This window comes from Actinobacillus lignieresii, assembly GCF_900444945.1.
Taxonomy (GTDB): domain Bacteria; phylum Pseudomonadota; class Gammaproteobacteria; order Enterobacterales; family Pasteurellaceae; genus Actinobacillus; species Actinobacillus lignieresii.
Genome location: NZ_UFRM01000001.1, coordinates 546711 through 572960, shown reverse-complemented (window position 1 = coordinate 572960; position 26250 = coordinate 546711). Strand labels below are relative to the sequence as shown.

23 protein-coding genes, 1 tRNA gene and 1 other RNA gene are annotated in these 26250 nt (G+C 40.4%); 12 read left to right on the top strand and 13 right to left on the bottom strand.

Translation table 11 applies throughout. From position 1 onward, the window contains the following. Positions 1-312: 312 nt before the first annotated feature. Entirely contained in the window at positions 313-1677 is a 1365-nt protein-coding gene (locus DY200_RS02635; protein ID WP_115586819.1) for an MFS transporter, read from the top strand. Positions 1678-1719: 42 nt separating this feature from the next. On the opposite strand, the gene DY200_RS02630 is transcribed toward DY200_RS02635, so the two are convergent. The 6 genes from DY200_RS02630 to DY200_RS02605 form a co-directional block, all read right to left on the bottom strand. Then, positions 1720-2487, bottom strand: coding sequence for an MmcQ/YjbR family DNA-binding protein (locus DY200_RS02630; protein WP_115586818.1), 768 nt, complete (start codon positions 2485-2487; stop codon positions 1720-1722). Positions 2488-2570: 83 nt separating this feature from the next. Continuing rightward, a complete protein-coding gene (locus DY200_RS02625; RefSeq protein ID WP_005597236.1) occupies positions 2571-3608 on the bottom strand; it encodes a peptide ABC transporter ATP-binding protein in 1038 nt (345 codons plus the stop codon). Positions 3609-3621: 13 nt separating this feature from the next. After that, positions 3622-4509, bottom strand: a complete 888-nt coding sequence (locus DY200_RS02620) for an ABC transporter permease subunit (protein ID WP_115586817.1) — start codon at positions 4507-4509, stop codon at positions 3622-3624. Then, positions 4499-5461: an ABC transporter permease gene (locus tag DY200_RS02615; protein WP_115586816.1), complete on the bottom strand. Its 963-nt coding sequence runs from the start codon at positions 5459-5461 to the stop codon at positions 4499-4501. The genes DY200_RS02620 and DY200_RS02615 overlap by 11 nt, the downstream gene beginning before the upstream one ends. After that, positions 5461-7158 (bottom strand): ABC transporter substrate-binding protein, encoded by a 1698-nt coding sequence (locus DY200_RS02610; protein WP_115586815.1) that lies wholly within the window; start codon positions 7156-7158, stop codon positions 5461-5463. Before DY200_RS02610 ends, DY200_RS02615 begins: the two co-directional genes overlap by 1 nt. An 8-nt stretch (positions 7159-7166) precedes the next feature. Continuing rightward, positions 7167-8315, bottom strand: a complete 1149-nt coding sequence (locus tag DY200_RS02605) for a sigma 54-interacting transcriptional regulator (RefSeq protein ID WP_115586814.1) — start codon at positions 8313-8315, stop codon at positions 7167-7169. Positions 8316-8519: 204 nt separating this feature from the next. On the opposite strand from DY200_RS02605, the gene lpcA reads away from it, so the two are divergent. Next, positions 8520-9104 carry a D-sedoheptulose 7-phosphate isomerase gene (gene lpcA / locus DY200_RS02600; RefSeq protein ID WP_005597254.1) on the top strand — a complete coding sequence of 195 codons (585 nt, stop codon included), beginning with the start codon at positions 8520-8522 and terminating at the stop codon, positions 9102-9104. A gap of 215 nt (positions 9105-9319) precedes the next feature. On the opposite strand, the gene pckA is transcribed toward lpcA, so the two are convergent. Further along, a complete protein-coding gene (gene pckA / locus DY200_RS02595; protein WP_005615124.1) occupies positions 9320-10930 on the bottom strand; it encodes a phosphoenolpyruvate carboxykinase (ATP) in 1611 nt (536 codons plus the stop codon). Positions 10931-11202: 272 nt separating this feature from the next. On the opposite strand from pckA, the gene ftsB reads away from it, so the two are divergent. The 4 genes from ftsB (at position 11203) to ffs (ending at position 13165) form a co-directional block, all read left to right on the top strand. Then, positions 11203-11481 (top strand): cell division protein FtsB, encoded by a 279-nt coding sequence (gene ftsB / locus DY200_RS02590; protein ID WP_005597256.1) that lies wholly within the window; start codon positions 11203-11205, stop codon positions 11479-11481. Positions 11482-11496: 15 nt separating this feature from the next. Further along, on the top strand, positions 11497-12183 hold the full coding sequence (gene ispD / locus DY200_RS02585) for a 2-C-methyl-D-erythritol 4-phosphate cytidylyltransferase (RefSeq protein WP_115586813.1): 687 nt from the start codon (positions 11497-11499) through the stop codon (positions 12181-12183). Continuing rightward, positions 12180-12656: a 2-C-methyl-D-erythritol 2,4-cyclodiphosphate synthase gene (gene ispF / locus DY200_RS02580; protein ID WP_005597258.1), complete on the top strand. Its 477-nt coding sequence runs from the start codon at positions 12180-12182 to the stop codon at positions 12654-12656. The genes ispD and ispF overlap by 4 nt, the downstream gene beginning before the upstream one ends. A 411-nt stretch (positions 12657-13067) precedes the next feature. Beyond that, positions 13068-13165, top strand: an RNA gene (gene ffs, locus DY200_RS02575) — signal recognition particle sRNA small type. 159 nt (positions 13166-13324) lie between these two features. On the opposite strand, the gene DY200_RS02570 is transcribed toward ffs, so the two are convergent. Together DY200_RS02570 and DY200_RS02565 are read right to left on the bottom strand one after the other, a co-directional pair. Next, a complete protein-coding gene (locus DY200_RS02570) occupies positions 13325-15268 on the bottom strand; it encodes an LTA synthase family protein (RefSeq protein ID WP_115586812.1) in 1944 nt (647 codons plus the stop codon). A 74-nt stretch (positions 15269-15342) separates the two neighbouring features. Then, positions 15343-16131, bottom strand: coding sequence for an MOSC domain-containing protein (locus tag DY200_RS02565; protein ID WP_115586811.1), 789 nt, complete (start codon positions 16129-16131; stop codon positions 15343-15345). A 144-nt stretch (positions 16132-16275) separates the two neighbouring features. Here DY200_RS02565 and xseB point away from each other — a divergent pair, with 144 nt between their 5' ends. Together xseB and ispA are read left to right on the top strand one after the other, a co-directional pair. Beyond that, complete coding sequence (gene xseB / locus DY200_RS02560; protein WP_005615126.1) at positions 16276-16500, top strand: exodeoxyribonuclease VII small subunit; 225 nt, start codon at positions 16276-16278, stop codon at positions 16498-16500. Between the two features lie 8 nt (positions 16501-16508). Next, a complete protein-coding gene (gene ispA / locus DY200_RS02555; protein ID WP_115586810.1) occupies positions 16509-17402 on the top strand; it encodes a (2E,6E)-farnesyl diphosphate synthase in 894 nt (297 codons plus the stop codon). 83 nt (positions 17403-17485) lie between these two features. Here ispA and DY200_RS02550 read toward each other — a convergent pair whose 3' ends face one another. From DY200_RS02550 to rng, 3 genes are all read right to left on the bottom strand, one after another. After that, positions 17486-17830, bottom strand: a complete 345-nt coding sequence (locus DY200_RS02550) for a DMT family protein (RefSeq protein ID WP_115586809.1) — start codon at positions 17828-17830, stop codon at positions 17486-17488. Between the two features lie 99 nt (positions 17831-17929). Then, entirely contained in the window at positions 17930-19432 is a 1503-nt protein-coding gene (gene lysS / locus DY200_RS02545; protein ID WP_115586808.1) for a lysine--tRNA ligase, read from the bottom strand. A gap of 134 nt (positions 19433-19566) precedes the next feature. Next, the gene (gene rng, locus DY200_RS02540) at positions 19567-21042 is read right to left on the bottom strand and encodes a ribonuclease G (RefSeq protein ID WP_115586807.1); all 1476 of its coding nucleotides are present in this window, start codon (positions 21040-21042) and stop codon (positions 19567-19569) included. Between the two features lie 229 nt (positions 21043-21271). Between rng and ycaO the strand changes: the two genes are divergently transcribed. From ycaO to DY200_RS02525, 3 genes are all read left to right on the top strand, one after another. Continuing rightward, positions 21272-23035, top strand: a complete 1764-nt coding sequence (ycaO, locus tag DY200_RS02535; protein ID WP_115586806.1) for a 30S ribosomal protein S12 methylthiotransferase accessory factor YcaO — start codon at positions 21272-21274, stop codon at positions 23033-23035. A gap of 212 nt (positions 23036-23247) precedes the next feature. Then, positions 23248-24210, top strand: coding sequence for a tRNA 5-methoxyuridine(34)/uridine 5-oxyacetic acid(34) synthase CmoB (cmoB, locus tag DY200_RS02530; protein ID WP_115586805.1), 963 nt, complete (start codon positions 23248-23250; stop codon positions 24208-24210). A 145-nt stretch (positions 24211-24355) separates the two neighbouring features. Then, a complete protein-coding gene (locus DY200_RS02525) occupies positions 24356-24691 on the top strand; it encodes a PM0253 family protein (protein WP_115586804.1) in 336 nt (111 codons plus the stop codon). A 61-nt stretch (positions 24692-24752) separates the two neighbouring features. Here the strand turns inward: DY200_RS02525 and mltA are convergent, their stop codons facing one another. After that, positions 24753-25850 carry a murein transglycosylase A gene (mltA, locus tag DY200_RS02520; RefSeq protein ID WP_115586803.1) on the bottom strand — a complete coding sequence of 366 codons (1098 nt, stop codon included), beginning with the start codon at positions 25848-25850 and terminating at the stop codon, positions 24753-24755. A gap of 204 nt (positions 25851-26054) precedes the next feature. Here mltA and DY200_RS02515 point away from each other — a divergent pair. Then, positions 26055-26131, top strand: a tRNA-Met gene (locus DY200_RS02515). The last annotated feature ends 119 nt before the right edge of the window (positions 26132-26250 follow it).

Sequence of the window (26250 nt, the reverse complement as noted above, 5' to 3'; positions counted from 1 at the left end):
AAATCAATTTCTTTTTATATTGTACTTTTTTGTTATTTTAAACTTCAGAAATAGAGAAAAGTGCGATCTTATTTTAGCTATAAATGGAGCATAAGATGAGTTTCATTCAAGAACTTCTTGCATCAAGCACACTAAAAGCCCCGATTTTTGTGCCGACGGTGTTTTGGTTTTATAAACTCGGTAATTGAGATGACAATTGAGATGACAATTCAGATGCTTTTCTCCACATCAATAAACTGGTAGGCTTTGAATCTATCTCTACGCAAAAATCTGATGATTATAATGTGAAAGATTAAAAATTTAGGAGCTATTTTGCAAACAACCAAATTCTATTCGCTCTTTTCCGGCATCTTTTTCCTCTTTTTCGGCTATGGGTTATTCTTAAACTCAGCGGGTGTAAAACTGGCTGAAATGGGCGTTAGCGATGTAGTGATCGGTTTACTTAACGCAGCGTTTTTTGTAGGCGCAACACTTAGTGCCATTCTCGCCCACCGTATTGTATCCAGTGTGGGGCACATCCGTTCGTTTAGCGTATTTGGTGCGATCTTCGCCATCGCCGCACTTAGCCATATGATGATTGATAACCTGTGGGTGTGGGGCATGCTGCGAATTATTTTAGGTTTCTGCCATTATAGTTTACTGTTATTAGTAGAAAGCTGGTTAAGCGAGAAAACTAATGTAGATACTCGAGGCAAAGCATTGGCAACCTATAACATTATTTTCTATCTCGCCTTTATTTTAGGGGTGAGCTTACTTAGTCTGGAATTAACCAGTAACAATATTTTTACGCTCGCTACCATTTTAGTAGTGATGTCGATGATTCCGATCGCCTTAACGAAAATGACCCAACCGGAGATTCCCGCTCGAGAACGAATCAGCGTACCGCGTTTATTAGCCATTTCGCCCCTTGCGTTAGCGACAAGTTTTATTAGCGGGATGTTGGTAAACGGCTTTTTCACTATGGTTTCAGTATTTCTCTTAAAGCTAGATTTTTCATTAGGCGAAATATCGCTGTATCTGATGGCTTCTATGATTGGGGGCTTTATCAGCCAGTTGCCGGTAGCTGGTTTATCGGATCGCATTGGCAGACGTAATACAATTTTAATTTGTGCTCTGATTGCTAGCTTAACTGCCGGTTCGGGAATATTTACAATTTTTCAAACAAATTCGACCGCTTGGTTACAATATATCATCGCATTCATTTTTGGCTGTAGTCTGTTCAGTCTTTATGCACTAAGCATTGCCCGTGCCAATGATGAATTACCAAGCAATATGAATACGGTAGAAGTCAGTCGCGGTTTACTCTTTTGCTATGGTATGGGTGCGTTAATCGCTCCGCCGTTCCTCGGCTTCGCAATGGGCTTATCATCCCAATATGGTTTTTATGCCTTCTTTGGCATCTTCTCGGTGATTCTTCTGCTCTGCGCACTTAAAACTAAACCGATTCCAAAAGCAGAACGTGTAGATATGCAATTAACCACACCTATTGCAACAGCAAGTACGGTAGAAGATATTATGCAAGAGGATAATTTAGAATTAGTACCTTTTGATGAGAATATCGTACAGCAATATCAGGCAACTTTTAATGATATAGACGAAATTGAAGAAGTTAAGGAAGACTCTCAGGAAGATATTGAACCAAATACAATAGAAAAAACGGATAAAACCATCACATAAACTCGTGAAAAACCTAGCAGAAATGCTAGGTTTTTTTACATATTAATTCATTAGTTTAATTTCTTCGCTCAATGCAAACGGCATTTTACGAGGACCTCGTACGGCGGTAACGCCAAATGCTCGGAGTTTCTCTCGGGGAAGTTCTTTTTTATCAAATTCTTTTAGGCATTTGATTTTCATTACTCGATCAACACGAATCTCCGTTTGCTTTGATTGGTATGGAATATTCACTTCCAAGGCTTCACATTGATAGCGAATGGCGGCGGTCGGTTCCGTAACATAAAGATAAACAATATCGCCGACGGCAATATTGTTGCTTTGCTTCCAAAGGATTTCTTTACCTTCTTTTAACTCGCTTTCTACGTCATAATATTTCGGGTTTGCCGGTACGATCCATTCGGTGTGGCTAATTAAACCTAATTTTTGCTTACGTAAGCGTGTGGCGGTAAGATCGAAACTTTGGTTAAGTAGGAATATAACGGTTTCTTTATCGACACTACCGTCTAGCAAAATACTTAGCCAATGGGTTTTATTCATATGATAGGCGGGTAAAAAGCCTTTTTGCGCTAGAAACAGGCTGATCATTTCAGGGGAACATTTCACATTCATCAGCGTAACTTTTCCGCTTCCCGAAAGCCCTAGCGTGGCATAAGGTACCGACATTATCACCGCATACCACTTGCGATTATCCGCTTGTCTTAAAATGGCATAATCGGGATAAGACTTCCATAGATACTCGGGTTCCGTTCCGTATTGTTGTAAAACATAGAGTAAAACATCTTCTTTAAAATCAATTTGTCTCTTTGCCATTTTCCCATCCTATTGAAACGTCAAGCGGTCTGTTTTTCTCAAAAATTTGCAAAAAATCGAAAAAATATAACCGCCCGATCAAATTATTCCGCTTTATCCGCCACCACAACTGGTTCAAAATCCGCTCGTTTTAGGAAGTTTTTCTCCCTAAAATTAATCGGATAATGGCACGCAAATTCGTGCTGTTTGAATTTACGCAATGGCGGTTTCTGTACACATTTTTTCTGTGCAAACGGGCAACGCGGACCTAATCGGCAGCCTATCGGCATATCTTGCAACATCGGTACCGAGCCTTTTAACGTATTTAAACGGCTTTTAAACGCCAACGGCTGGGAAAAGTCCGGAATACTGTTCAGTAATACCGAGGTATAAGGATGAAACGGTTCTTCCATAATGGTTTCTTTGCCGGCAATTTCGACCGTTTGTCCGCAATAAAGTACATTAAACGAATCGACCCACTTATGAATACTACGAATATCATTGGCAACCAATAAAATTGAAGTGCCGAGGTTTTTATTCATACTGGATAACAAACGATAAATCTGTAGCTGCGTGGTCGCTTCCAGTGTATGTGTAGGTTCGTCTGCAACCAATAAACGGGGCTGATTTGCTACCGCCATAGCAATAATCACTTTTTGCGCCTCGCCTTCGGTAATATCGAACGGATAGCTTTGCATCATTGTCTTATGATCGCGAATCCCGACTCGGTGCAATAATTCAATCGCTTTCTTTTTCTTCCAACCGAACCATTGCCACCACTTACCTTTAAAATTAATCGTTTGCATAAGTTGGGTGCCGATCGTCTTACTCGGGTCTAAACCGGACAGCGGATTTTGGAAAATCATAGAAATATGTTCGCTAACCAATTTACGTCTTTCCGTCGGAGTCAGTTTTAACAATTCAATATCATTAAAACGAAAACGGTCGGCGGTCACAATCCATTCGTCTTTCATTACGCCGCAAATCACTTTAGCGATTAAACTTTTTCCCGAGCCGGACTCACCGACTAATCCGCAGATTTCGCCTTCGTCTAAAGTCAGATTTATATTATCAACCATTCTGACTCTGCCGTTCGGTGTGTCAATTTCAATACTTAAATGGCGAATATCTAATAGAGCCATACTTTATTCCATTTTAATAACAGTATTTTTCTAATACGCGGCTAATACTATTACCTAACATACTGATAATCAGAATCACAAAAATGGTCGCCATACCGGGCAGAATTACCGTCCACGGCGCAATATAAATCAACTCGACCGAATCTTTGATCATCGTTCCCCATTCCGGCGTCGGGCTTTTTGCCCCTAATTCAATAAAACTCAGTGCATTGATGTCCAAGACCGCAATCACGAAAATATGAGAAATTTCTTTTACCGCAACCGGCGTAACGTTCGGTAACACCACTTCTTTCATTAAATCCCAACGTGATGCACCGTCTAAACGCAAGGTAATCACATATTCTCTCTTCAACTCTTGCCGTACCGCTTGATAAATTTTGTGAATAAAATGCGGCAGCATCGCTAAAAATATGGATAACATTGCATTGATTAAACTGGCTTCCATTAAGGTCGCGATCACAATCGCAATAATCAGGATCGGGATAAATAAAAAGGTATCGAATAAATGCCCTAGGAAAGAAAATGATTTTCGACTTGTTCCGGCAAAAATACCGATTACGCTGCCTATTACCGCTACCGCCGCACTAATAATTAATGCGGAACCGACCGTATAGTAAAAACCATAAAGAATCCGGCTGAAAATATCTCGACCTAAATCGTCCGTGCCAAAGAAAAAGCTAATTTGCCCGTTATCGTCCCAAGAGGGTGGCATCAATTCTTTTCCGATAAATTGCGTATCCGCTTGATAAGGCGCAATGACATAACCGAAAAAGACTAAAAAAAGCAAAAAGGCAAACAAATATATACTTGCTAAAGCGACTTTATCTTGACGCAGTTGCAACAAGAATTGTTTCAAGTAATCCGACTCTCTGAATTGTTCCGGTTCTTCTTTATTTAACATACCAATCCTTTTTCTGATACGGATCTAAAAGTGTCGTAATGATACTGACCAGCACATCAATACTTAAGATGAATAAACCGATGGCGACCACTCCGGCCGAGATCGCATTATAATCTTGTACGGACAGCGCATTGATTAACCACAAGCCGATACCGCCCCAGCTAAATATATTTTCAACCAACATAGAGAATGCAAAAACCAAGGTTAAATTATGTGCAATCATGGGAATGAGTGCCGGTAACGTGTTAGGCAAAATATGTCTTACCCATACTTTATAAGGCGACCAGCCCCGTGTTTGTGCGACTCGAATATAATTTTGTTTCATCACATACTCGGCGCGTTGATGGGTAAAGCGAATCACCTCTAATGTCGCAGGTACGGCTAAAATTAAGGTCGGTAACGCTAAGTGATGTAACATACTTTGCATCATTTTCAATTTATAGGGAGAATCCGCCAAGAAAATATCTAATAAACGAAAGCCCGTTAAAGAGGATATTTCATAAATCGGATGTAGCTCCCCGACGGCGGAAATTGCCCATTGATTATTCGAAGCATAATAAAGTACAACGATGGCAAGCCAAAAAACCGGAATTGCCAAACTTAGCGAACCTAAAATAGCGAGCGTTTTTCCGAGCAAGTTCTCCCGAAATACGGCGGAAATAAATCCTAACGGCAAACCTAAAACAAGCGACAAAATCAATACCGCCAAACAAAGCGAAACGGTGGCGGGAAAGACATTTAAAATCTGATTGGCTATCGGCTCACCGTTCGTATAGCTAATGCCGAAATCGCCTTGTAGTAAGCCTCGAATATAACTGAAATAAGCTTCTATTCCTTGTAAATCGACAAAATGATTCAAAGGATCGCGTAGTAAGATGTTATAGCTAATTAGTGTCAGCAAAATCAGCGTGATCGCTGTTAAAAATAATTTGCGAATAAATGCCAATAACATTATTTCTTCTCTTTATGTTTGAGTTTTAGTTCCGATAAATGCACTTGCCCGAAAGGACTGACTTTCGCATTTTCGATTTTAGGATTTACAAATAAAATTCGATTACTATTTACTAACGGCAAAATCGGTAATTCCCGTTCTAATAGGCTTTGCATTAATTTATAAATCACGATTTTAACATAGGGCTGTTCACTCAATCTCGCCAATTCCAACCAACGATCGAATTCTTGGTTGCACCAATTGGCTAAATTCGTCACCTCATAACGAAAGCGGCAAGATAAAATAGACGATAAAAACGCATTCGGGTCTAAATTATTGGCAAGCCATCCGGTCAGAATCAAATCATAATCCGCCTGCCCGTCTTCCGATAATTGCACGACATCCGTACGACTGACGGTACGAATCTCAACATCAATCCCCACGTTTTCCAAGTCCGCCCGAATCAATTCCGCCATTTTTAACGGATGTAAATTATAAACCCGCTTTTCATCCAATACCCATAATTTCAAGCGGTCCGTTTTTTCTCTTTTTTTACTATGCTCTTGCGTCGTATGATCTTGATAACGTTGTTGATTCGAATAAGGGAATAAGACGTTTGGCAATACGTTATTCGCAACATTAGCGGCACCGTAAAATAACGTATCGGCAATTCGTTTGCGATTAATTGCACCGGCGATACGGCGACGTAACGCTATCTCTTTCATAGCCGGCTTTTGCATATTAAACGCCAAAAACGCAAGATTAGCTCCCGGGCTTTCAATAATTTCATTATGAGGAACGATCGTTCTTTGGCTCGGCTCCGGCAAAGCGACTATATCACACTCACCGTTTAAATATTTTGCCATACGCCCCGTATCATTACTGGACACATCCACCACCATATTTTCAATATTGGCTTTTTTGCCCCAATATTTAGGATGCGGTTTTAAACGCACATATTCATTCTGTACATAATTGCTCAGTTGATAAACACCGGTTCCGACCGGTAATAAATCTAGTTGTGCGAGGTTTTCATCCGCATTTAATTGTAAAGCGTATTCTTTCGATAAAATAACCGCATATTGGCTTGCCAAATGCGCTAAAACGGATTGATCGGGCGAAACCAAATGAATCTTGACCGTATAGTCGTTTACTGCCGAAATACGCTCGATTTTATTTTTTAAGGCGATGCTTTCAAAATAAGGATAATGCGCCAAATTCGCTTTAAATTGATAGGCATAATACTGATTCTGATGGAATGCTTCTCTCTGACCGTCTTCATTAAAATCCAAAGCGGGAAGCTCTTCGACATTCCCGATCATTCTGTTCAATGAAAAAACCACGTCTTCCGCATTAAACGGACGAGTCGGCGTAAACCATTCCGTAGCATGAAAGGCGACTTTACGACGTAATTTTAAGGTAATGACTTTTCCGTCTTCGCTGATCTGATAACTTTCGACCAGTTTCGGTTTTAAGGAATTTGTCGCTGCGTCAAACTCGAACAACTTATCGTAAATTTGTTCCGTCACCACATTCATATTGGTGCCGACGTCCGCTTTTTGCGGATTAAAGCTGAAACCGGATACTCTGGTACAATAAATCAAGCTGTTATCCAATAACGCTTGCGGAATACGAGGCGCACTATAAGCGGTCGGAATCATCGCTAAAATTGCAAAAAAGCGGATAAAACCGACCGCTTGTCGCATACAAGAAACCATGTCTTTCCTTATTTCCCAATGCCGTATGCACGTAACTTATTTGCAACCGCCGTATGAGAAACGCCTAAACGTTGGGCCAGTTTTCTCGTACTCGGGTATTCATTATATAATTTACGTAACAATGAAGCCTCAAAGCGATTAACCAACTCGTCTAACGTCGCATTCTCATCGACTTGAAAATCATCCGATTGGCCGACTTGATTCGGTAAGTTCAGATCTTTTACCGCTAGGCGATAACTATGAGAAAGCGTACAAGCGCGATAAACGGCATTATATAACTCTCGCAAATTACCCGGCCAGCGATACGCTTGCAACGCCTGTAAAAACTCATCGTCATATTCCAATTTACTGATACCTAACTGCTGACTGATACGCGTAATAAAATGATCCGCCAATAACGGTAAATCGCCGTGACGTTCTCGTAACGGCGGTAATTCTAAGCTAAGTACGTTTAAACGGTGGTAGAGATCTTCCCGAACTTTTCCTTCCGAGACCAATAACGCCAACGGTTTTTGAGAGGTACAAATAACGCGTACATCCACTTTAATTTCTTGATCTTCACCGACACGACGAAAACAACCGTCATTTAAGAAACGTAATAACTTCGCCTGCATTTCAAGCGAAAGTTCCGCAATCGAATCCAATAACACCGTACCGCCGTTAGCATATTCAAAGAAACCGATATTCTCTTTACCGTTACCGCGATGCCCGAACATTTCCGATTCCGCCTCATCTGCCGGCAACCCCGCACAATTTACCGCAATAAATTTATGCTCTCGACGCGTACTAAGTTCATGACAAGCCTTAGCAAAAACATCTTTTCCCGTCCCTGTTTCCCCTTGAATCAATAACGGAGCACTTAACATCGCAAATTTTTTAGCTTGCTCGACAACCGCCCGCATTTTGGGGCTTTCGGCAATAATATGATCAAAACAGTTTTGGGAAGAATCGCTGAATTCCGCATACTCAACACCTTCAAGCGGTCGAATTTGCTCAAGAATTTGTGATTGTTGGACGATATTTAACGGTGAAAACGCTATTTGAAGACCTAATTCGGTAAATTCAATATGGTGAACAGGCTGCTTTTGCACACCTAATAAATGTAGCGCTTGTTCTGCAACTGTGAATTTTTCCGTACATTTAATTGATAACAGCATGATCTTTTACCTTAATTCAAGATGATAAATTTTGCTTCATCATACTCTGAAAACATCTTTTTGGAAACTTTTGTTTACATTCGTTAATGTAAATATTATTCATTCTCTTGTTTACTTTAAGATAACAATCTCATACACTTTTGAACGCATCGAACCATATCGATGGTAAATTAACCATTCTATGATCAAGTTAAGGATTTTCTTATGTATTTAGCACAAATAAAAGCAGAACTCCAAGAAGCGGCCGACGTTTTAGACAAGTTTATGTCTGACGAAAAAAATATCCAATTAATCCAAGATGCCGCATTATTAATTTCTAATAGTTTTAAACAAGGCGGAAAAGTACTGTCATGCGGTAATGGCGGTTCACACTGTGATGCGATGCACTTTGCCGAAGAATTGACAGGACGTTATCGTGAAAATCGCCCGGGTTATCCGGCGATCGCTATTTCGGACGTTAGCCATTTAAGTTGCGTAAGTAATGATTTCGGTTACGAATACGTATTCTCTCGTTATCTTGAAGCGGTAGGTCAAAAAGGCGATGTACTTTTCGGTTTATCGACTTCCGGTAATTCTAAGAACGTACTGAATGCCATTAAAGTCGCTAAAGAAAAAGGTATGAAAGTAATTGCAATGACCGGTAAAGATGGCGGTCAAATGGCGGGACTTGCGGATGTTGAGATTCGTGTTCCTCACTTCCGTTATGCCGATCGTACGCAAGAAATTCACATCAAAGTGATTCATATCCTCATGATGTTGATTGAATTTGAAATGGCAAAACAAGCATAGTATTTAGTACGAAAAATATTTTTAAGAAATCTATTGCTAAAGGACTGAAGTCATAAATCGGCTCAGTCCTTTTTATTTTCTTTGTTATTACAAAACCGAGTTAAATTTAATCATAAAAAAAATCTGCACCTAAATGGATATGAATCTATTAGGTGCAGATTATTATCGGCTAATTAGCCTTTTCAAATATTACTCAACAAACTTTGGATTTAGTATTAAAGTTTCGGACCTGCCGCAACTAATGCTTTACCTTCATCATTTGTAGTATATTTTTCAAAGTTTTTCACAAAACGACTTGCTAAATCTTCCGCTTTAGTTTGCCATTGTGTTTTATCCGCATAAGTATCGCGAGGATCAAGAATTGCAGGATCTACATTCGGTAATGCTGTCGGAACCGCTAAATTGAAAATCGGTAATTCTTTTGTTTCCGCTTTTTCAATTGAACCGTCTAAGATAGCATCAATGATACCGCGAGTATCTTTAATCGAAATACGTTTACCCGAACCGTTCCAACCGGTATTCACTAAGTACGCTTGTGAACCCGCTTCTTCCATACGTTTGACTAATACTTCCGCATATTTGGTCGGATGAAGTGATAAGAATGCCGCACCGAAACACGCTGAGAAAGTCGGTGTAGGCTCGGTAATGCCACGTTCGGTACCCGCTAATTTAGCGGTAAAACCGGATAAGAAGTAATATTTGGTTTGTTCCGGCGTTAATTTAGAAACCGGCGGTAACACGCCGAACGCATCTGCGGTTAAGAAAATCACTTTTTTCGCATGACCCGCTTTTGAAACCGGCTCAACAATATTATCGATATGATGGATCGGATAAGATACGCGTGTATTTTCAGTTTTTGAACCGTCCGCAAAATCAACCGAACCGTCTTCACGCACCACAACGTTTTCTAATAACGCATCACGACGGATTGCACGATAGATATCCGGCTCGTTTTCTTCGGAAAGATTGATGGTTTTCGCATAACAACCGCCTTCGTAGTTGAATACACCGTCATCATCCCAACCGTGTTCGTCGTCACCGATTAATTTACGTTTAGGATCGGTCGAAAGCGTTGTTTTACCCGTACCGGATAAACCGAAGAATACCGCCACATCGCCTTCCGCACCCACGTTTGCAGAACAGTGCATTGACGCAATGCCTTTAAGCGGTAACCAGTAGTTCATCAGAGAGAATAAACCTTTCTTCATCTCGCCGCCGTACCAAGTACCGCCGATAAGTTGGATTTTTTCAGTTAAGTTAAACGCAACGAAGTTTTCGGAATTTAAACCTTGCTCTTTCCAATTCGGGTTGGTTACTTTCGAGCCGTTCATTACAACGAAATCAGGTACGAAATTCAATAATTCTTCTTCCGACGGACGGACGAACATATTTTTCACAAAGTGTGCTTGCCACGCCACTTCCGTGACAATACGCACCGCTACGCGACTGTCTTTATTCGCACCGCAGAATGCATCCACTACAAATAAACGTTTGTTTGACAATTGGTGAGTTACCAGCTCTTTTAAACTTTGCCAAGTTGCTTGATTCATCGGTTTATTGTCATTTTTAACCGCATCCGATGTCCACCAAACATTATCTTTTGATGTTTCATCATATACGATATACTTATCTTTAGGCGAACGGCCGGTAAAGATACCCGTATCTACGGCAACGGCACCGGATGTCGTTAAACGACCTTTTTCAAAACCTTCTAATTCAGGTTTCATTTCTTCTTCGAATAATTGTTCATAACTCGGATTACGTACAATTTCTTTTACGTTAGTAATACCTAATTGTGCTAGTTCTTGTTCAATACGACTTAACATAGAATTACCTCATTCATAATATTAAAAGTTGAAATTTAAAAACTAAGTTCATTGTAACCAATTCTTACTAAAAAAAATGTTAAGTACTTCAAATTTTTTAGAAAAATTGGAGGAATTCTCTGTTTTATTTTGCGAGAAGTCAAAAATTTAATCAGCATTCCGTTTTCATTTGACTACTTTTAACGCATTCTATTTCCAATTAGGAAGATGTTTTTATTTTTAGTAAAAAAAGGTAGAATTGAACGAGTTTATTTATCACTTAGAGAAATTAAATGCGTGTACTTATTGTCTTTTTTGCATTCTTATTAGCCTTTTTCCAATATAGTTTTTGGTTCGGCAAAAACGGTTGGAGCGATTATCAAGAAGCGCAAACCGCCGTAGAGCGACTTAAAGACGAAAATACAAAACTGGAAGCCCGTAACAACTTGATTGCAGCCGAAATCAACGACTTGAAAACCGGCGTAAACGCACTCGAAGAACGGGCTCGCTTCGAACGTGAGATGGTGAAAAGTGACGAAACTTTTTATCGCATTGTGCCTCGTAATCAATAAATCATAGAAACATAAATGACACGAAAAATTATTGCGGTAATTCCTGCCTCGGGTGTCGGCAGTCGTATGCAAGCCGGCTTACCGAAACAATATTTAAAATTACAAAATAAAACGATTTTAGAGCATACGCTTGAGATTTTTTTAAATCATCCGAGTGTTGAAAAAATCGTTGTTGCCGTTTCCGAAACCGATCCGTTTTATCCTCAAATCGAGTTGCTAAACTCACCTAAAATTAAAATAGTCTTCGGCGGAGAAACTCGAGCACATTCCGTTTTTAATGCGTTACAAGTTATTGAAGACGATACTTGGGTATTGGTGCATGACGCCGCACGTCCTTGTTTAAAGCGGTCGGATTTAGATAAACTTTTACAAATCGATGATAAACAGGGTGCGATATTAGCGACTCCGGCAATCGATACGATGAAAAGAGCCGACGGTAACAAAATTATGCGCACTGAAGATCGTTCAACGCTTTGGCATGCGCTTACCCCTCAATTTTTTCCTACTCAGCTACTGAAGCAAGCGCTTATTTCGGCATTCGAGAAAAATTTAACCGTTACGGACGAGGCTTCCGCAATGGAATTTAGCGGTTATCAGCCACGTCTTATTGCAGGGCGCAGCGATAACTTAAAAATTACTCGCCCTGAAGATTTAGCCTTAGCGGAATTTTACTTAACCCAAAACACGGAGAAAAAAATATGATTCGTATCGGACACGGTTTCGATGTACATGCGTTCGGACAAGACAGACCGTTAATGATTTGCGGTGTGGAAGTGCCTTATCATACCGGTTTTATCGCACACAGTGACGGAGACGTCGCATTACATGCGCTTACCGATGCGCTTTTGGGTGCGGTGGCGCTTGGCGATATCGGTAAATTGTTTCCCGATACCGATATGCAATATAAAAATGCGGACAGCAGAAAATTACTTATCGAAGCGTATCGTCAAGTGCGTGCGCAGGGATATAAAGTGGGCAATGTGGACGTCACTATTATCGCACAGGCGCCTAAAATGCGTCCTTACATTGATCAAATGCGTCAAACCATTGCGGATGATTTACAGTGCGACGTTATGCAAGTAAATGTAAAAGCGACAACCACGGAAAAACTCGGTTTTACCGGCAGAGGTGAAGGGATTGCATGTGAAGCCGTGGCTTTACTGATTAAGCAATAGACCTTTAGCAATAAAAAAGGCTAAACATCGTGTTTAGCCTTTTGATAAGCATAATGAATAAAATTTTTCGTCTCTACGACTGACTAAACTACCTTTCAATAATTTAGCTTGCCGTATTCTAAACTTATTTCCTAAAATTGCAACAATAGACATAATTAATTGCTTAATTAAATAGCAGAAAAACTTATTTCGATCGTAAAAAAAGTAGCTAATCGTTTACTTAATTTATTTTACAAAGCATATTTGTCGAGTAACGAGTGATTATCTTATAAGAAACCGATCGCATTTATTAAAACAATTGGCAATAATCTAATCACTTACGCAATTCAATCAAATAATCGCTTGTTTTCTTATAAAATATTCTTATAATAAAAGCTCTTACGCACTAAGCGTGCGTAATCCTATGGGGCGTTATTGGTTCCTCGCAACGGTGTTCAGCTTACTTAGTCAGGTTCGGAAGAAAGCAGCTTGGGTTGAAATTTCTGTGTGCCGAGGGTTGCTGGTAACGCCCCACCCTTTTATCTCCTCTCAAAGATCTTTCCTATTCTTCTGTTACATTTTCATATCACGCAAAATAAAAGCGGTTAAATTCCAGTTAAAATTTATGACTTGCAAATTTATTGTGAAATTTAACCGCTTGTTACGATTTTTTGTAATCTAACTTAGCGCTACTCTTTTTCCGGCTTCGGTAATTTATATAGCTGATTTTTATATAAATAGCTGCCGAGCAACGCATGCGCCAACGCTTCTTTTTTCATCTCTTCCGGCTGTTCTCGCGCTTTCAAACTGTGATCCGCTTTATTATAAACAAAACCTTGAATCGGTGTATTTGGGCGCATGACTACCACAGAGCCGTCACTTTTCATCATCGCTTGTGTTGCATCATATTGCATAAAGGCACGATTCGGATTCACGTCTTTAGTGAGATCATAACCTAGCATTGGATATTCTCCGCTTATACCGGCAAGTGAAAGTAAAGTCGCCGGCATATCAATTTGGCTGACTAAACGGCTATCACGTTTTGCTTCAATGCCCTCACCGATAAACAGTGCCGGAATATGGAAATGTTGAATCGGCACTAAATGTTCGCCTACCGCTCGAGAATCGTGGTCTGCAATCACAAGGAAAATCGTATCCTGCCAATATTCTGATTTTTTGGCTAACTCAAAGAAATGCCCAATTGCAAAATCAGCATATTTTGCCGCATTATTTCGAGTTTGTTTCGGCTGTTCATATAACTCAATTTTACCGTCCGGAAATTCAAACGGATCATGATTACTCGAACTAAACACTAAGCTGAAAAACGGTTTGCCTTCTTTGTGTAACTGAGTGAAAGTTTCATTCGCTTTATCAAACAGATCTTCGTCACTCATGCCCCAAGTGGCTTTAAACTTCGGATTTTTATAATCTTTTTCATCAATAATACGGGTAAAGCCGTTGCCATAAAAAAAGCTCGCCATATTGTCGAAATGTTTTTCGCCGCCATAGATAAAACTGGTATCGTAGCCCTGACGACGTAACAATTCAGCAATACTAAAGAAGTTATGCTGACTCTTGGTCAATTTCACCACCGCACGTGCCGGTGTTGGAGTAAAGCCGGTAGTAACCGCTTCAATACCTCGCACCGAACGGGTTCCTGTGGCATATAAATTCTCAAATAGCCAGCCTTCTTTTGCCAAGCGGTCAAAATTCGGTGTTAGCGGCTTACCACCAAGCGTTCCGACAAACTGCGCACCTAAACTTTCTTCTAAAACAATCACGATATTTTTCGGCTTGCCTTGATAGGTTGCTTGGTTATAGGTCAATGTCGGGATTTCAGTCGAGATATAATCGGAATCCGCTCTGCCTCTCGCTTGTTTCACTAAAGCAAACATTTCCTCCACCGACATTTTGCCGTACTGCTCGGAAGATTTATCTTCGTCTTTTAATTGTTGTACAGCATACAGTACCGAATAGCCGGAACTCAATACCAGTGAATTAACTAACGGATCGCTTGAAAATGCGACCATTGCCGGATTTATACCTCGGTGAGCAAACGAAGAACGTCCGCCGACAAACACTAAAGCCGCAACCAGTAAGCCGATTAACGGGCGGAATTTCCAATTCGGAAAACGAAGATTATTGGTCGCCCAGCCGGAAAGTTTCCAATAAACCACTAGCGAAACAACCGCTAATAATGTGCTGATAATAACTGAGCTCAAATGTCCATTAATCAGCATACTAAACACTTCTTTCGGGTGAACCAAATACTCAATAAAAAGTCGATTCGGACGTAAATCAAAAGTTTCAATAAAGTTTGGCGTCGCCGCTTCCATAAACAGAATAAAAACCGAACCGGCGGTGAGCCAAATACGTAAAATAACACGCCATATTGCGCCTAATTTATTGTGATTTAAGAAAAGTGCGGTAAATAGTGCGGGAACACCGAATAGCCAACAAAGGGCGGAAATATCAATACGAATGCCTTGTAAGAAAAGCGGTAACCAGCCATCAACGGCGGAAACTCGGTCAGCTTGCCATAGGCTAAGCCCTAGGCGAGATAAAAACAGTATGAGTAGATTGATCCCAACAAAAAACAGTATTGGGAACAACACAGAACGGCGTTGTTCCATAATTTCTCCTTTTAAATTTAAAATAAAATGCCCGACTGAAGTCGATTATATCGAAATAATATATAGAATAATTATTAAGATTTTATTAAGACTTGATCGCCTAAGCGAATTACACCGCTATTTTGAGGCACTAAATGAATACCGAAAACCGGCTTACCCTTTTCATTGGCGTGCATTTGTTTAAGTGTTCGAAAAGGCTCAACGTTCGAGTCGAGTTCAAGTGTGGTTAAATCACGGGTAATCATTACACAGCGAGTACATAACGCTGACTTCGTGAATATGACCTCACCGATTTGTACTTGTTCCCACTGTTCCTCTTCAAACGCCTGATTACCATCCACCACAATATTCGGACGAAAACGCTCCATCGAAATCTCAACAGGTGACCATTCCTTGACTTGTTCAAGTGATTTTTCCGACATGAGTGAAACAGGACTGCTATCTGCAAAACTTAGCAGATGTTGAGCAAAGTTCGCCACTTCTCGTTGGCTCTTACCTCCCAGCCAACGTAGTTGCACATCTCGACTGAAAATTTCGCTTAACCATTGATTTACTTCAGTTTTTGCCACTAAAGAGTCAAAATGAGTTCCCCATACTTCACTCGTCTGAACTTGCTGAAAATCTTGGTAAAGCGCCACGCATTTTTGACCGCTTGTATGGCAAATTACAATCCCCGTCGCAATCGGAAACACAGACAAGTTGTATAACTCCGCATCTTTACGAGCGGTTATAAACTTGCCGTCTGTTTCGGTAATCATAAACTCTCGGTCGAAGTTCAGACCTTTGGCTTCCACAAAGGCTTGTTCGACACGATAAGCTGCCGTTGATTTAATCGGGTAAAGATTAAGTTGTGTCACTTTCATTGGTAAAAATTCCTGTAAATTTAACCGCTTACTAAAATACGCTCGCACCATACCTAAAAGCGGTTAAAAAGTAAAAGGAATTTGCAAATAAAGGAGGGAAACGATAAACTTACGCCATTTATCGCCCTAAATTAGGTAATTAAAATGGCTAAAAAACCCACTCAAGATTTTGAATCAACTCTCAAGGAATTAGAAGCAATCGTCAGCCACTTAGAAACGGGCGACTTGCCTTTAGAAGAAGCACTTAATGAGTTTGAAACTGCGGTAAAACTTGTACAACAAGGGCAAGAACGCTTACAAAAAGCGGAGCAACGCATTCAAATCTTACTCAATAAAAACGACCAAGCCGAACTTTCCGATTACGAATAAAAATAACAATGAGCTACTCTCTCTCAACCGATCTTAGCGTTATACAACAGCGCATTAATGATTTCTTAAGTACCAAATTAAAAACATATCAAGCTTATGATTCTGCGTTAATTGAAGCGATGTCTTACGCCGTATTACTGGGCGGGAAACGTGTTCGTCCGTTCTTAATTTATGCCACCGGCAGAATGTTGGGCGTACCGCTTGAACAACTAAATCACAGTGCCGCAGCAATGGAAGCGATCCACGCTTATTCATTGGTACATGATGATTTACCGGCAATGGACGATGACAAACTTCGCCGAGGTAAACCGACTTGTCATATCGCTTTTGATGAGGCAACTGCCATTCTTGCCGGCGATGCGTTACAAAGTTTTGCCTTTGAACTGATTGCCCAAGACGAATCATTAACCGATTCGCAAAAAGTCTGCCAAATTCAATCGCTTGCCCAAGCTGCCGGTGCAAGAGGAATGTGTTTAGGGCAAAGCCTCGATTTGCTCGCTGAAGATAAAGCGGTCAATTTAGCCGAATTAGAATTAATTCATCGTAATAAAACCGGTGCGTTAATTACTGCTTCCGTATTGATGGGCTTTAATTTATCCGCACATTCGCAAAATTTAGCAATAAAACAACCGCTTGAACGCTATGCGCAAGCAATCGGATTAGCTTTCCAAGTGCAAGACGATATTTTAGATGTAATTGGCGAAACCGATAAAATCGGTAAAACCGTAGGTTCGGATGAAAACTTGCATAAAAGCACTTATCCTAAACTGCTTGGTTTAGAAGGCGCACAGCAGAAAGCGCAGGACTTATACCAAACCGCATTAAATGCGCTTGAGGAATTACCGTTTGATACCACTGCGCTTAAAGAATTAGCGCATTTTATTGTCAAACGTGAAAACTAATTTGCAAAAGGTCGTGCGATTTTGATCGCTTACTTAAAGAATATAAAGGCGAGAATGACTCTCGCCTTTTTGTTGGTTTACATTTACTTTTGAAAGGCAAAATAAACCGCACCTAAAATACAGATAAAACTGAGTAAATAGTTCAGTTTAAACCCTTCATTCAAATAAACCACCGCAAACACTGAAAAGACCACTAACGCAATCACTTCTTGCAGAATCTTTAACTGGAACGGTTTGATTTGCCATTGTGCGCCTAAATTATTTGCCGGCACAGCCAAACAATATTCAAAAAAGGCAATTCCCCAACTAATCAATACAATTTGCCATAAAGGTAATGGTGTTGCCGACGGCTTGATATGCCAATACCAAGCGAATGTCATCAACGTGTTAGAAAGCGTTAAAAGTGAAATCACTATCAGCCAACTCATTGTTTTTCCTTATAAATTTGCAAAAATTTAGCAGTTTTTAACCGCTTGTAAGATCAAAAAAGCACACCCGAGAGTGTGCTTTTTTCGTATCAATTTAAATTATTTCTGACGCATCGCAGGGAATAAGATCACATCACGAATTGACGGTGCGTTTGCAAAAATCATTGCTAAACGGTCGATACCTAAACCTTCGCCGGCTGTCGGTGGTAAACCGTGTTCTAATGCAACAACGAAGTCTTCGTCTTTAAACATCGCTTCATCATCACCCGCATCTTTTGCTGCCACTTGTGCATCAAAACGCTCTGCTTGGTCTTCCGCATCATTTAATTCTGAGAAACCGTTACCGATTTCACGACCACCGATAAATAATTCGAAACGATCAGTTACTTCAGGGATTTCATCATTACGGCGCGCAAGCGGTGAAATTTCTGCCGGATGTGCCATTAAGAAAGTTGGTTGAATTAATTGATGTTCCGCAACTTCTTCAAAAATCGCATTAACCACAGAACCTAAGCCCCAAGATTTTTGGATTTCAATGCCTAAGCCTTTTGCAATTTCTACTGATTTTTCAAAGCTGTCTAAATCTTCACGTGTAATGCCGTTACCATATTTCACGATCGCATCGTGCATGGTGATACGTTCAAACGGTTTACCGAAATCGAACACGTATTCACCGTAAGGAACAGTCGTTGTGCCAAGAATATCAATCGCTAATTTACGTAATAATTCTTCGGTGTTATCCATTAAATCGTGGTAATCCGCATACGCTTGATAGTATTCAATCATTGTAAATTCCGGGTTATGACGTACTGAAACACCTTCGTTACGGAAGTTACGATTTAATTCGAATACACGCTCAAAACCACCAACTACTAAACGTTTTAAGTAAAGCTCAGGTGCGATACGTAAATACATATCTACGTCTAACGCATTATGGTGAGTGATAAACGGTTTTGCAGCCGCACCGCCCGGAATCACTTGTAACATTGGCGTTTCAACTTCAATAAAGTCTTTCTCTAAGAAGAATTGACGAATGCCTGAAACCACTTTTGAGCGAATCATAAACGTGCGGCGAGATTCTTCATTAGAAATTAAGTCTAAATAGCGCTGACGATAACGTGTTTCTTGGTCGGTTAAGCCTTGTACTTTATTTGGTAACGGACGAAGTGATTTAGTTAATAACTCCACTTCCGAACAACGAACGGTTAATTCACCTGTTTTAGTTTTGAAAAGCGTACCGGCAACACCAACGATATCGCCTAAATCCCACATACTCACTTTATCTGCATACACACCTTCCGCAAGGTTATCACGAGCAACATAAAGCTGGATTTGACCGCTTACATCTTGAATGGTAAAGAAAGACGCTTTACCCATTACACGTTTAAGCATAATACGGCCGGCAACTTTCACTTGAATATCTTGTTCTTTTAACGCTTCACCCTCTATTTCATCGTATTGTGCGTGTAATTTTTCTGCATAAGCATCACGACGGAAAGTATTTGGGAACGGATTACCTTGTTCACGTAATTTTGCTAATTTCTCACGGCGAGCTAACATTTCACCGTTAAGATCTAATTCTTGATGTTCAACTTCGGACATTTTTTAACCTTTTGTTTGATAAATTCGAAAAATAAAAGCAATTATAAGCGATTTTGCGGATTTTTGGTAGGAAACAAGCGGTCGGATTTTCGCAAAAAGTTGCAAAACTTTCGTAAAATCCGACCGCTTACCCATTACATCACGACAACATCAAATTGATCTTGATGATAGTAAGGCTCTAATTTGATTTCGATGGTTTTACCGATAAAGGCTTCGAGTTCGGCAATCGAAGCGTGCGTTTCTTCGTTAATCAAATATTCCGCCACATCTTTTGCAGCATAAACACGCACTTTTTCGGTTTTAAACAAATGATGAACACGCACAATCTCACGCAGAATTTCATAACAAACGGTTTCAACCGTTTTAATCGTACCACGCCCTTTACACGCCGGACAATCGCAACACAACACTCGTTCTAAACTTTCACGGGTACGTTTACGGGTCATTTCTACTAAGCCAAGCTGGGTAAAGCCGTTCACATTGGTCTTCACTCGGTCGCCTTTTAACGCTTCTTGTAACGACTGTAACACACGCTCACGATGCTCTTCTTCTTGCATATCAATAAAATCAATAATGATAATGCCGCCTAAATTACGCAACTGTAACTGATGTGCAATCGCTTGGGTCGCTTCGATATTAGTATTAAAAATCGTATGCGCTAAATTACGATGACCGACAAACGCACCGGTATTAATATCAATCGTGGTCATCGCTTCGGTTTGTTCAATAATTAAATAACCGCCTGATTTTAAATCCACCCGTTTATCCAACGCTTTTTGAATCGCCTCTTCTACACCGTAAGCATCAAATAATGTTTGGCTACCGCTATATAAACTTACGTTTTCGGTCAATTCCGGCATAAACTCCGCCAAAAACTCTTTAACTTGTTCATAAGTCATTTTTGAGTCAATGCGAATCGAACTGATATGCGTGCCGACAAAATCACGCAAGACACGCTGTGCTAAAGCAAGCTCACCGTATAACATTGATTTAACCGGATATTTTGCCTTGCGTTCTAAAATTTTACGCCATAATCGTTTCAAGAAAATCGTATCTTGTTGCAAACTTTCTTCCGAAACTTCTTCCGCTGCTGTGCGTACAATAAAGCCACCAAGTTCATCACAATAAGGCTCAACCAATGTTTTTAAACGATTACGTTCTTCCTCACTTTCAATACGCTGCGAAACACCCACGTGACTATTTTCCGGCATAAACACCAAATAGCGAGAAGGCAAAGTAATATCGGTAGTTAAACGTGCGCCTTTGGTACTAATCGGGTCTTTCACCACTTGTACGATAATATCCTGCCCTTCACGCACTAACTCGGCAATATCTTTTACGACAAACTGTTTCTTCTCGTTTTCATCGACACATTCCGTATGCGAAACAATGTCGGAAGCATGTAAAAATGCCGCTTTTTCCAAGCCGATATCCACAAATGCCGACTGCATTCCCGGCAATACTCGTGTCACACGCCCTTTATAAATATTTCCGACAATCCCTCGCTTCGCCTCACGCTCAATATGAAGCTCCTTTAACAATCCGTTCTCAACTAACGCCACCCGAGTCTCACTCGGTGTCACGTTTACTAATAATTCTGCACCGCTCATTGTTATTTTTCTCTAAGTCGTTAAATCATATTCATTAAAGTTTAACATTGACGAAGTAAGAAAACAAAAAACAAGATCAAATAAATAGTTAAATATTGGTGTAAAACTTCTATAAGACAAATGTTTTATGACTAAATGACATCATCTAAACATCACAAAAAATTTACTTATCTGTGGGGATTTTTGCTAGAATGTTGCGATTTTTTTACGACAAGTCAAAGGTATTACAATGTCAGAACAAACTTTTATTACCGGTAAAGATGCTGCGCTTGAGGACAGTATTTCTACCTTTCAACATAAATTAAAAACTTTAGGGTTTAACATTGAAGAAGCGTCTTGGTTAAATCCGGTACCGAATGTGTGGTCGGTGCATATTCGTGATGCGGATTGTCCGCAATGTTTCTCGAATGGTAAAGGCGCAAGCAAAAAAGCGGCGTTGGCTTCGGCATTAGGCGAGTATTTCGAGCGTTTATCAACCAACTATTTCTGGGCGGATTTTTATTTAGGTCAAGAAATCGCTAATAGTAAATTTGTGCATTATCCATCAGAAAAATGGTTTCCAATTGAAGATGACGTGTTACCGCCAGCGGATATGATGGACGATTATTTATGGGAATACTTCGATCCGAATGGCGAACTTACACCGGAATTATTGGTTGATCTTCAATCCGGAAATTACGATCGCGGGATTGTAACTTTACCTTACGTGCGCCAATCGGATAACCAAACCGTGTATATTCCGCAAAGCATTATCGGCAACTTATTTGTTTCAAACGGTATGTCGGCTGGTAATACGAAAAACGAAGCGCGTGTACAAGGTTTGTCGGAAGTGTTCGAGCGTTTTGTCAAAAACCGTATTATCACAGAAGCAATCAGCTTACCAGAAATTCCACAATCTGTGATCGATGGTTATCCAACCATCAAAGCATCTATCGAAAAACTTGAGCAAGAAGGTTTCCCGATTTTATGCTATGACGCATCATTAGGCGGTGAATTCCCGGTGATTTGTGTGATCTTGTTAAATCCGAATAATGGAACTTGTTTCGCTTCATTCGGCGCACACCCGAATTTCCAAGTCGCATTCGAGCGTACAGTAACCGAGTTATTACAAGGTCGTAGCTTAAAAGATTTAGATGTGTTTGCTCCGCCTTCATTTAATAATGAAGATGTGGCGGATCACGCTAACCTTGAAACGCACTTTATTGATTCAAGCGGTCTGATTTCGTGGGATCTTTTCAAGAAAGATGCCGATTATGAATTCGTTCACTGGGATTTCTCAGGTACGACTGAGCAAGAGTTTGCCAATATGATGGCAATCTTTAATAAACACGAGCAACCTGTTTATATTATGGATTATGAGCATTTAGGCGTGTATGCTTGCCGTATTCTTGCGCCGGGTATGTCGAACATTTATCCAAGTGACGATTTAGTTTATGCGAATAACAATATGGGTATGGATTGGCGTGAAATCTTGTTAGATCTGCCACATTTCCATCACGATCGTAAAACTTATCAAGAACTTCTTGATGAATTAGATGAACAAGGTATTGATGATTTAACTCGTGTACGTGAGTTTATCGGTTTAGTAGCAGAAAAAGGTTCTGCAATGCAAACCTTACGTATCGGTGAGCTTAAATCGATGCTACATTTAGCTTTAGGCAACTTAGAGCAAGCGTTAGATTGGGCAAACTGGACTGCGAATATGAATGCGAGCGTATTCTCAGCAGAACGTAACAATTATTACCGCTGCTTAATTCAATCAATTGAGCTGTTCTTAGATGAAGAACGTGATGCGGAACAATACCGTATGGTATTTGAGAAAATGTACGGTAAACAAGCGGTTGAATCTGCTTGGGGCGCAATCCAAGGCGGTAACCCGTTCCACGGTTTAACCGCATCGGATGAATCGCTTGAAAATATGACCGCACATCAGAAATTACTTGATGCTTACCGTAAATTACAGGTGGCAAAAGTGAATCCGATTGCGAGATAAAATATCCCCTCTCTGCCAAGAACTGTCTAACACAATTCTTGGCTGTCTCTCTCCCGTAAAGGGAGAGAGTGATATTATATGTCTTTGAGCATTCTTTATTCCTCTTTTATCCCCTGCGCTAATTCTCCCTCCCCATCAAGCGGTTAAATTTTTAGATTTTTTTGCAAATTTTGCTAGAATGTCAGCTTTATTTTAATGACACAAAAATTTCTATGATTGACTTTCGTCCTTTTTATCAACAAATCGCAACAACGAATCTGTCCGCTTGGCTGGAAACCTTGCCTTTACAATTAAAACAGTGGGAAAAAACTACGCACGGCGATTATGCCAAATGGGCAAAAATTGTCGATTTTATGCCAAATTCGACCGCTTGTATTAATTTGAAAGATAAAGTGGAATCTATTCCGCACACTCCGCTTTCTGTTGGTGAAACCAAACAGCTTACGCACCATTTAAAACAGCTGATGCCTTGGCGTAAAGGGCCTTATCATTTGCACGGGATTCATATTGATACCGAATGGCGTTCCGATTTTAAATGGGATCGTGTGCTTCCGCATCTTGCCCCACTGAAAGGCCGTACTATTTTAGATGTTGGCTGTGGTAGCGGTTATCATATGTGGCGTATGGTCGGAGAAGGCGCAAAAATGGTAGTTGGAATTGACCCAACTGAACTATTCCTTTGCCAATTTGAAGTGGTACGCAAATTACTTGGCAATGACCGTCGTGCAAATCTAATTCCGCTTGGGATTGAACAAATGCAACCGTTAGCCGCTTTTGATACGGTTTTCTCAATGGGCGTGCTTTATCACCGTAAATCCCCGTTAGATCATCTTTCACAACTTAAAGCGCAACTGGTGAAAGGTGGTGAATTGGTATTAGAAACGCTAGTGATTGATGGCGATGTGAATACTTGTCTTGTTCCAGCCGATCGCTATGCGAAGATGAAAAACGTTTATTTTATTCCGTCGATTGATTGCCTGATTAACTGGTTGGAAAAAGTTGGTTTCAAAAATGTTCGTTGTGTTGATCAAGCAGTTACTACACTCGAAGAACAACGTAAAACCGATTGGTTGGAAAATGAAAGTTTGGTAGATTTCCTCGATCCAAACGATCACAGTAAAACCATTGAAGGCTATCCTGCGCCGAAACGTGCAGTAATTTTAGCCAACGCCTAACACATATACCTATCTGCTAAAGCCTCACATTGCTGAGGCTTATTCTTTTGAACTAAATCAAACTCGTTCCAATTTACCCCATTTTTTGTATATCCCCCTATTTTCGCCAGTTTTAAAATTTTAAAAAACGAATGGAGTATAAATTATGTCAAACCCTTTTACAGTCGCTTGGAGTCGTAAACAACAAGTTATGTGCTTAGGCCATTGGATCATTCATTATAATGGTAAAGAGCTTATTTTACCGAAAGAACGCCAAGACAAGGATATGGGGACGAAAGGGATTTATAACTATATGGATCCGGATGATGAATTATATCTGGAAGGCTTAGACGAAGACGATTGGATTGTGGAAAATATCGAATGGTTAAGCGATTGGTTTATTGAGCAAGATATTCCGTTAGAAGAAGAGATTATTCGTTATTTCTACCAAGCGGTGAACAAAGAGGATTGGCGTTGCGGCAGCTGCGGAGGCTGTATCTAGAGGCTAACAAGCGGTCAAAATTCGCAAATTTTTTGCAAAAATCAACCGCTTGGATAAGTAATTAGTTTAATACCCAAACACGTCCGTAGTGTTTCATTAAACCGGCTTTATGACCTGCTTCATCACCGATACCTTGGTATAAGTCAAAGTGATGACCTTTTACCGCACCGCCGACATCTAATGCCACCATTAAACGTAATTCGTGTTTGCCCGTCCAGTTACCGGCACGATCGATTAACGGCGTTTCAACCAATAACACGCTGCCTGACGGCACAAGGCTTTTATCGGAAGCGACCGATGCCAATGCAACTAACGGCACACCAGCCGAACCTTTTACTTGACCGGTCGGATCATTTTTAAAGAAAACGTAAGACGGATTACGTTCTAATAAGCCTTGTACACGATGCGGATTGCGCTCTCCCCATTCACGAATCGCTTGAATAGACATTTTCTCTTTTGGAATCTCGCCGTCTTCAACTAACAAACGACCGATACTTGCATATTTAAAGCCGTTTTGTCCTGCATAAGCAAAATAATTTAAACGACCGTCACCGAAATCGACATAACCGCTACCCTGCACGCCAAGTAAGAAGTTATCCAACATTGAATCGCTATAAGCAAGTTCTAAACCTTTACCTTCTAACGCACCGTCATAAATTTGCGAACGGGTAAAGCGTTTTTGGCTTGGCATTGCATAAATCGGGTGTTGATATTGACCTTGAGGCGTACGGCGTGCATGAATAACCGGAGAATAGTAACCGGTCATTAACACGTTTTGGAAACCGTCTTCACCACGCATTTGTAGCGCGTGAATATTGTAACGGGCTAAATCCGATACCTTACCGCCTGAAGCGATCCATGAGGAAACTTTGCCGTAAGTACCCGCATAACGACCGGTAATACCGCCGGCATACGCACGTACATTATTTAACTGTTTTAAGAAATCTTGGAAATTAACGATAGATCCGTTTGCCGCCACTCTCGGAGTGCTGACAAAATTATGCGGAATATACTGGCGACCTTTATATACCGCACCAAACTTCGCGTGTTCCGCCTGATAATCACTCTGTCCTTTGCTTACTCTATCCGAAGAACAACTTGCAACTAAAAGTGCAACGGCAGTCACCGCCGCCCACTGTTTATACGCCTTCCAATTCATAAAAAACCTTAGAAATTTAATTGATGAGAAAAGTGATTAGCCTATCAAAATTCATGCTAAAACGATACTAAATTTTGAACCTTTACACAGACTACACTTACGATATTTTATGCTATTTCTGTTTCAAATTCAGTCAAACAAATTCATTTCCGGAAATTATGCTTGCAATGAAATGAAAAACAAGTATTATACATCACATCCAGACGCGGGGTGGAGCAGCTTGGTAGCTCGTCGGGCTCATAACCCGAAGGTCGTCGGTTCAAATCCGGCCCCCGCAACCAAAATTCCTAGCCCTCGATAATATCGAGGGCTTTTTTGTATTTGCAAAAAATAACTGAAAATTTACCGCTTGCACCTTATCTTCTTTTACCAGTAAACTTTCCATAAAAACCTCGGCAAC

Excerpts from the sequence above, each read along its gene's own strand:
- DY200_RS02630 (WP_115586818.1), bottom strand. The coding sequence starts at position 2,487 with ATGGCAAAGAGACAAATTGATTTTAAAGAAGATGTTTTACTCTATGTT.
- DY200_RS02625 (WP_005597236.1), bottom strand. The coding sequence starts at position 3,608 with ATGGCTCTATTAGATATTCGCCATTTAAGTATTGAAATTGACACACCG.
- DY200_RS02620 (WP_115586817.1), bottom strand. The coding sequence starts at position 4,509 with ATGTTAAATAAAGAAGAACCGGAACAATTCAGAGAGTCGGATTACTTG.
- DY200_RS02615 (WP_115586816.1), bottom strand. The coding sequence starts at position 5,461 with ATGTTATTGGCATTTATTCGCAAATTATTTTTAACAGCGATCACGCTG.
- DY200_RS02610 (WP_115586815.1), bottom strand. The coding sequence starts at position 7,158 with ATGGTTTCTTGTATGCGACAAGCGGTCGGTTTTATCCGCTTTTTTGCA.
- DY200_RS02605 (WP_115586814.1), bottom strand. The coding sequence starts at position 8,315 with ATGCTGTTATCAATTAAATGTACGGAAAAATTCACAGTTGCAGAACAA.
- lpcA (WP_005597254.1), top strand. The coding sequence starts at position 8,520 with ATGTATTTAGCACAAATAAAAGCAGAACTCCAAGAAGCGGCCGACGTT.
- pckA (WP_005615124.1), bottom strand. The coding sequence starts at position 10,930 with ATGTTAAGTCGTATTGAACAAGAACTAGCACAATTAGGTATTACTAAC.
- ftsB (WP_005597256.1), top strand. The coding sequence starts at position 11,203 with ATGCGTGTACTTATTGTCTTTTTTGCATTCTTATTAGCCTTTTTCCAA.
- ispD (WP_115586813.1), top strand. The coding sequence starts at position 11,497 with ATGACACGAAAAATTATTGCGGTAATTCCTGCCTCGGGTGTCGGCAGT.
- ispF (WP_005597258.1), top strand. The coding sequence starts at position 12,180 with ATGATTCGTATCGGACACGGTTTCGATGTACATGCGTTCGGACAAGAC.
- DY200_RS02570 (WP_115586812.1), bottom strand. The coding sequence starts at position 15,268 with ATGGAACAACGCCGTTCTGTGTTGTTCCCAATACTGTTTTTTGTTGGG.
- DY200_RS02565 (WP_115586811.1), bottom strand. The coding sequence starts at position 16,131 with ATGAAAGTGACACAACTTAATCTTTACCCGATTAAATCAACGGCAGCT.
- xseB (WP_005615126.1), top strand. The coding sequence starts at position 16,276 with ATGGCTAAAAAACCCACTCAAGATTTTGAATCAACTCTCAAGGAATTA.
- ispA (WP_115586810.1), top strand. The coding sequence starts at position 16,509 with ATGAGCTACTCTCTCTCAACCGATCTTAGCGTTATACAACAGCGCATT.
- DY200_RS02550 (WP_115586809.1), bottom strand. The coding sequence starts at position 17,830 with ATGAGTTGGCTGATAGTGATTTCACTTTTAACGCTTTCTAACACGTTG.
- lysS (WP_115586808.1), bottom strand. The coding sequence starts at position 19,432 with ATGTCCGAAGTTGAACATCAAGAATTAGATCTTAACGGTGAAATGTTA.
- rng (WP_115586807.1), bottom strand. The coding sequence starts at position 21,042 with ATGAGCGGTGCAGAATTATTAGTAAACGTGACACCGAGTGAGACTCGG.
- ycaO (WP_115586806.1), top strand. The coding sequence starts at position 21,272 with ATGTCAGAACAAACTTTTATTACCGGTAAAGATGCTGCGCTTGAGGAC.
- cmoB (WP_115586805.1), top strand. The coding sequence starts at position 23,248 with ATGATTGACTTTCGTCCTTTTTATCAACAAATCGCAACAACGAATCTG.
- DY200_RS02525 (WP_115586804.1), top strand. The coding sequence starts at position 24,356 with ATGTCAAACCCTTTTACAGTCGCTTGGAGTCGTAAACAACAAGTTATG.
- mltA (WP_115586803.1), bottom strand. The coding sequence starts at position 25,850 with ATGAATTGGAAGGCGTATAAACAGTGGGCGGCGGTGACTGCCGTTGCA.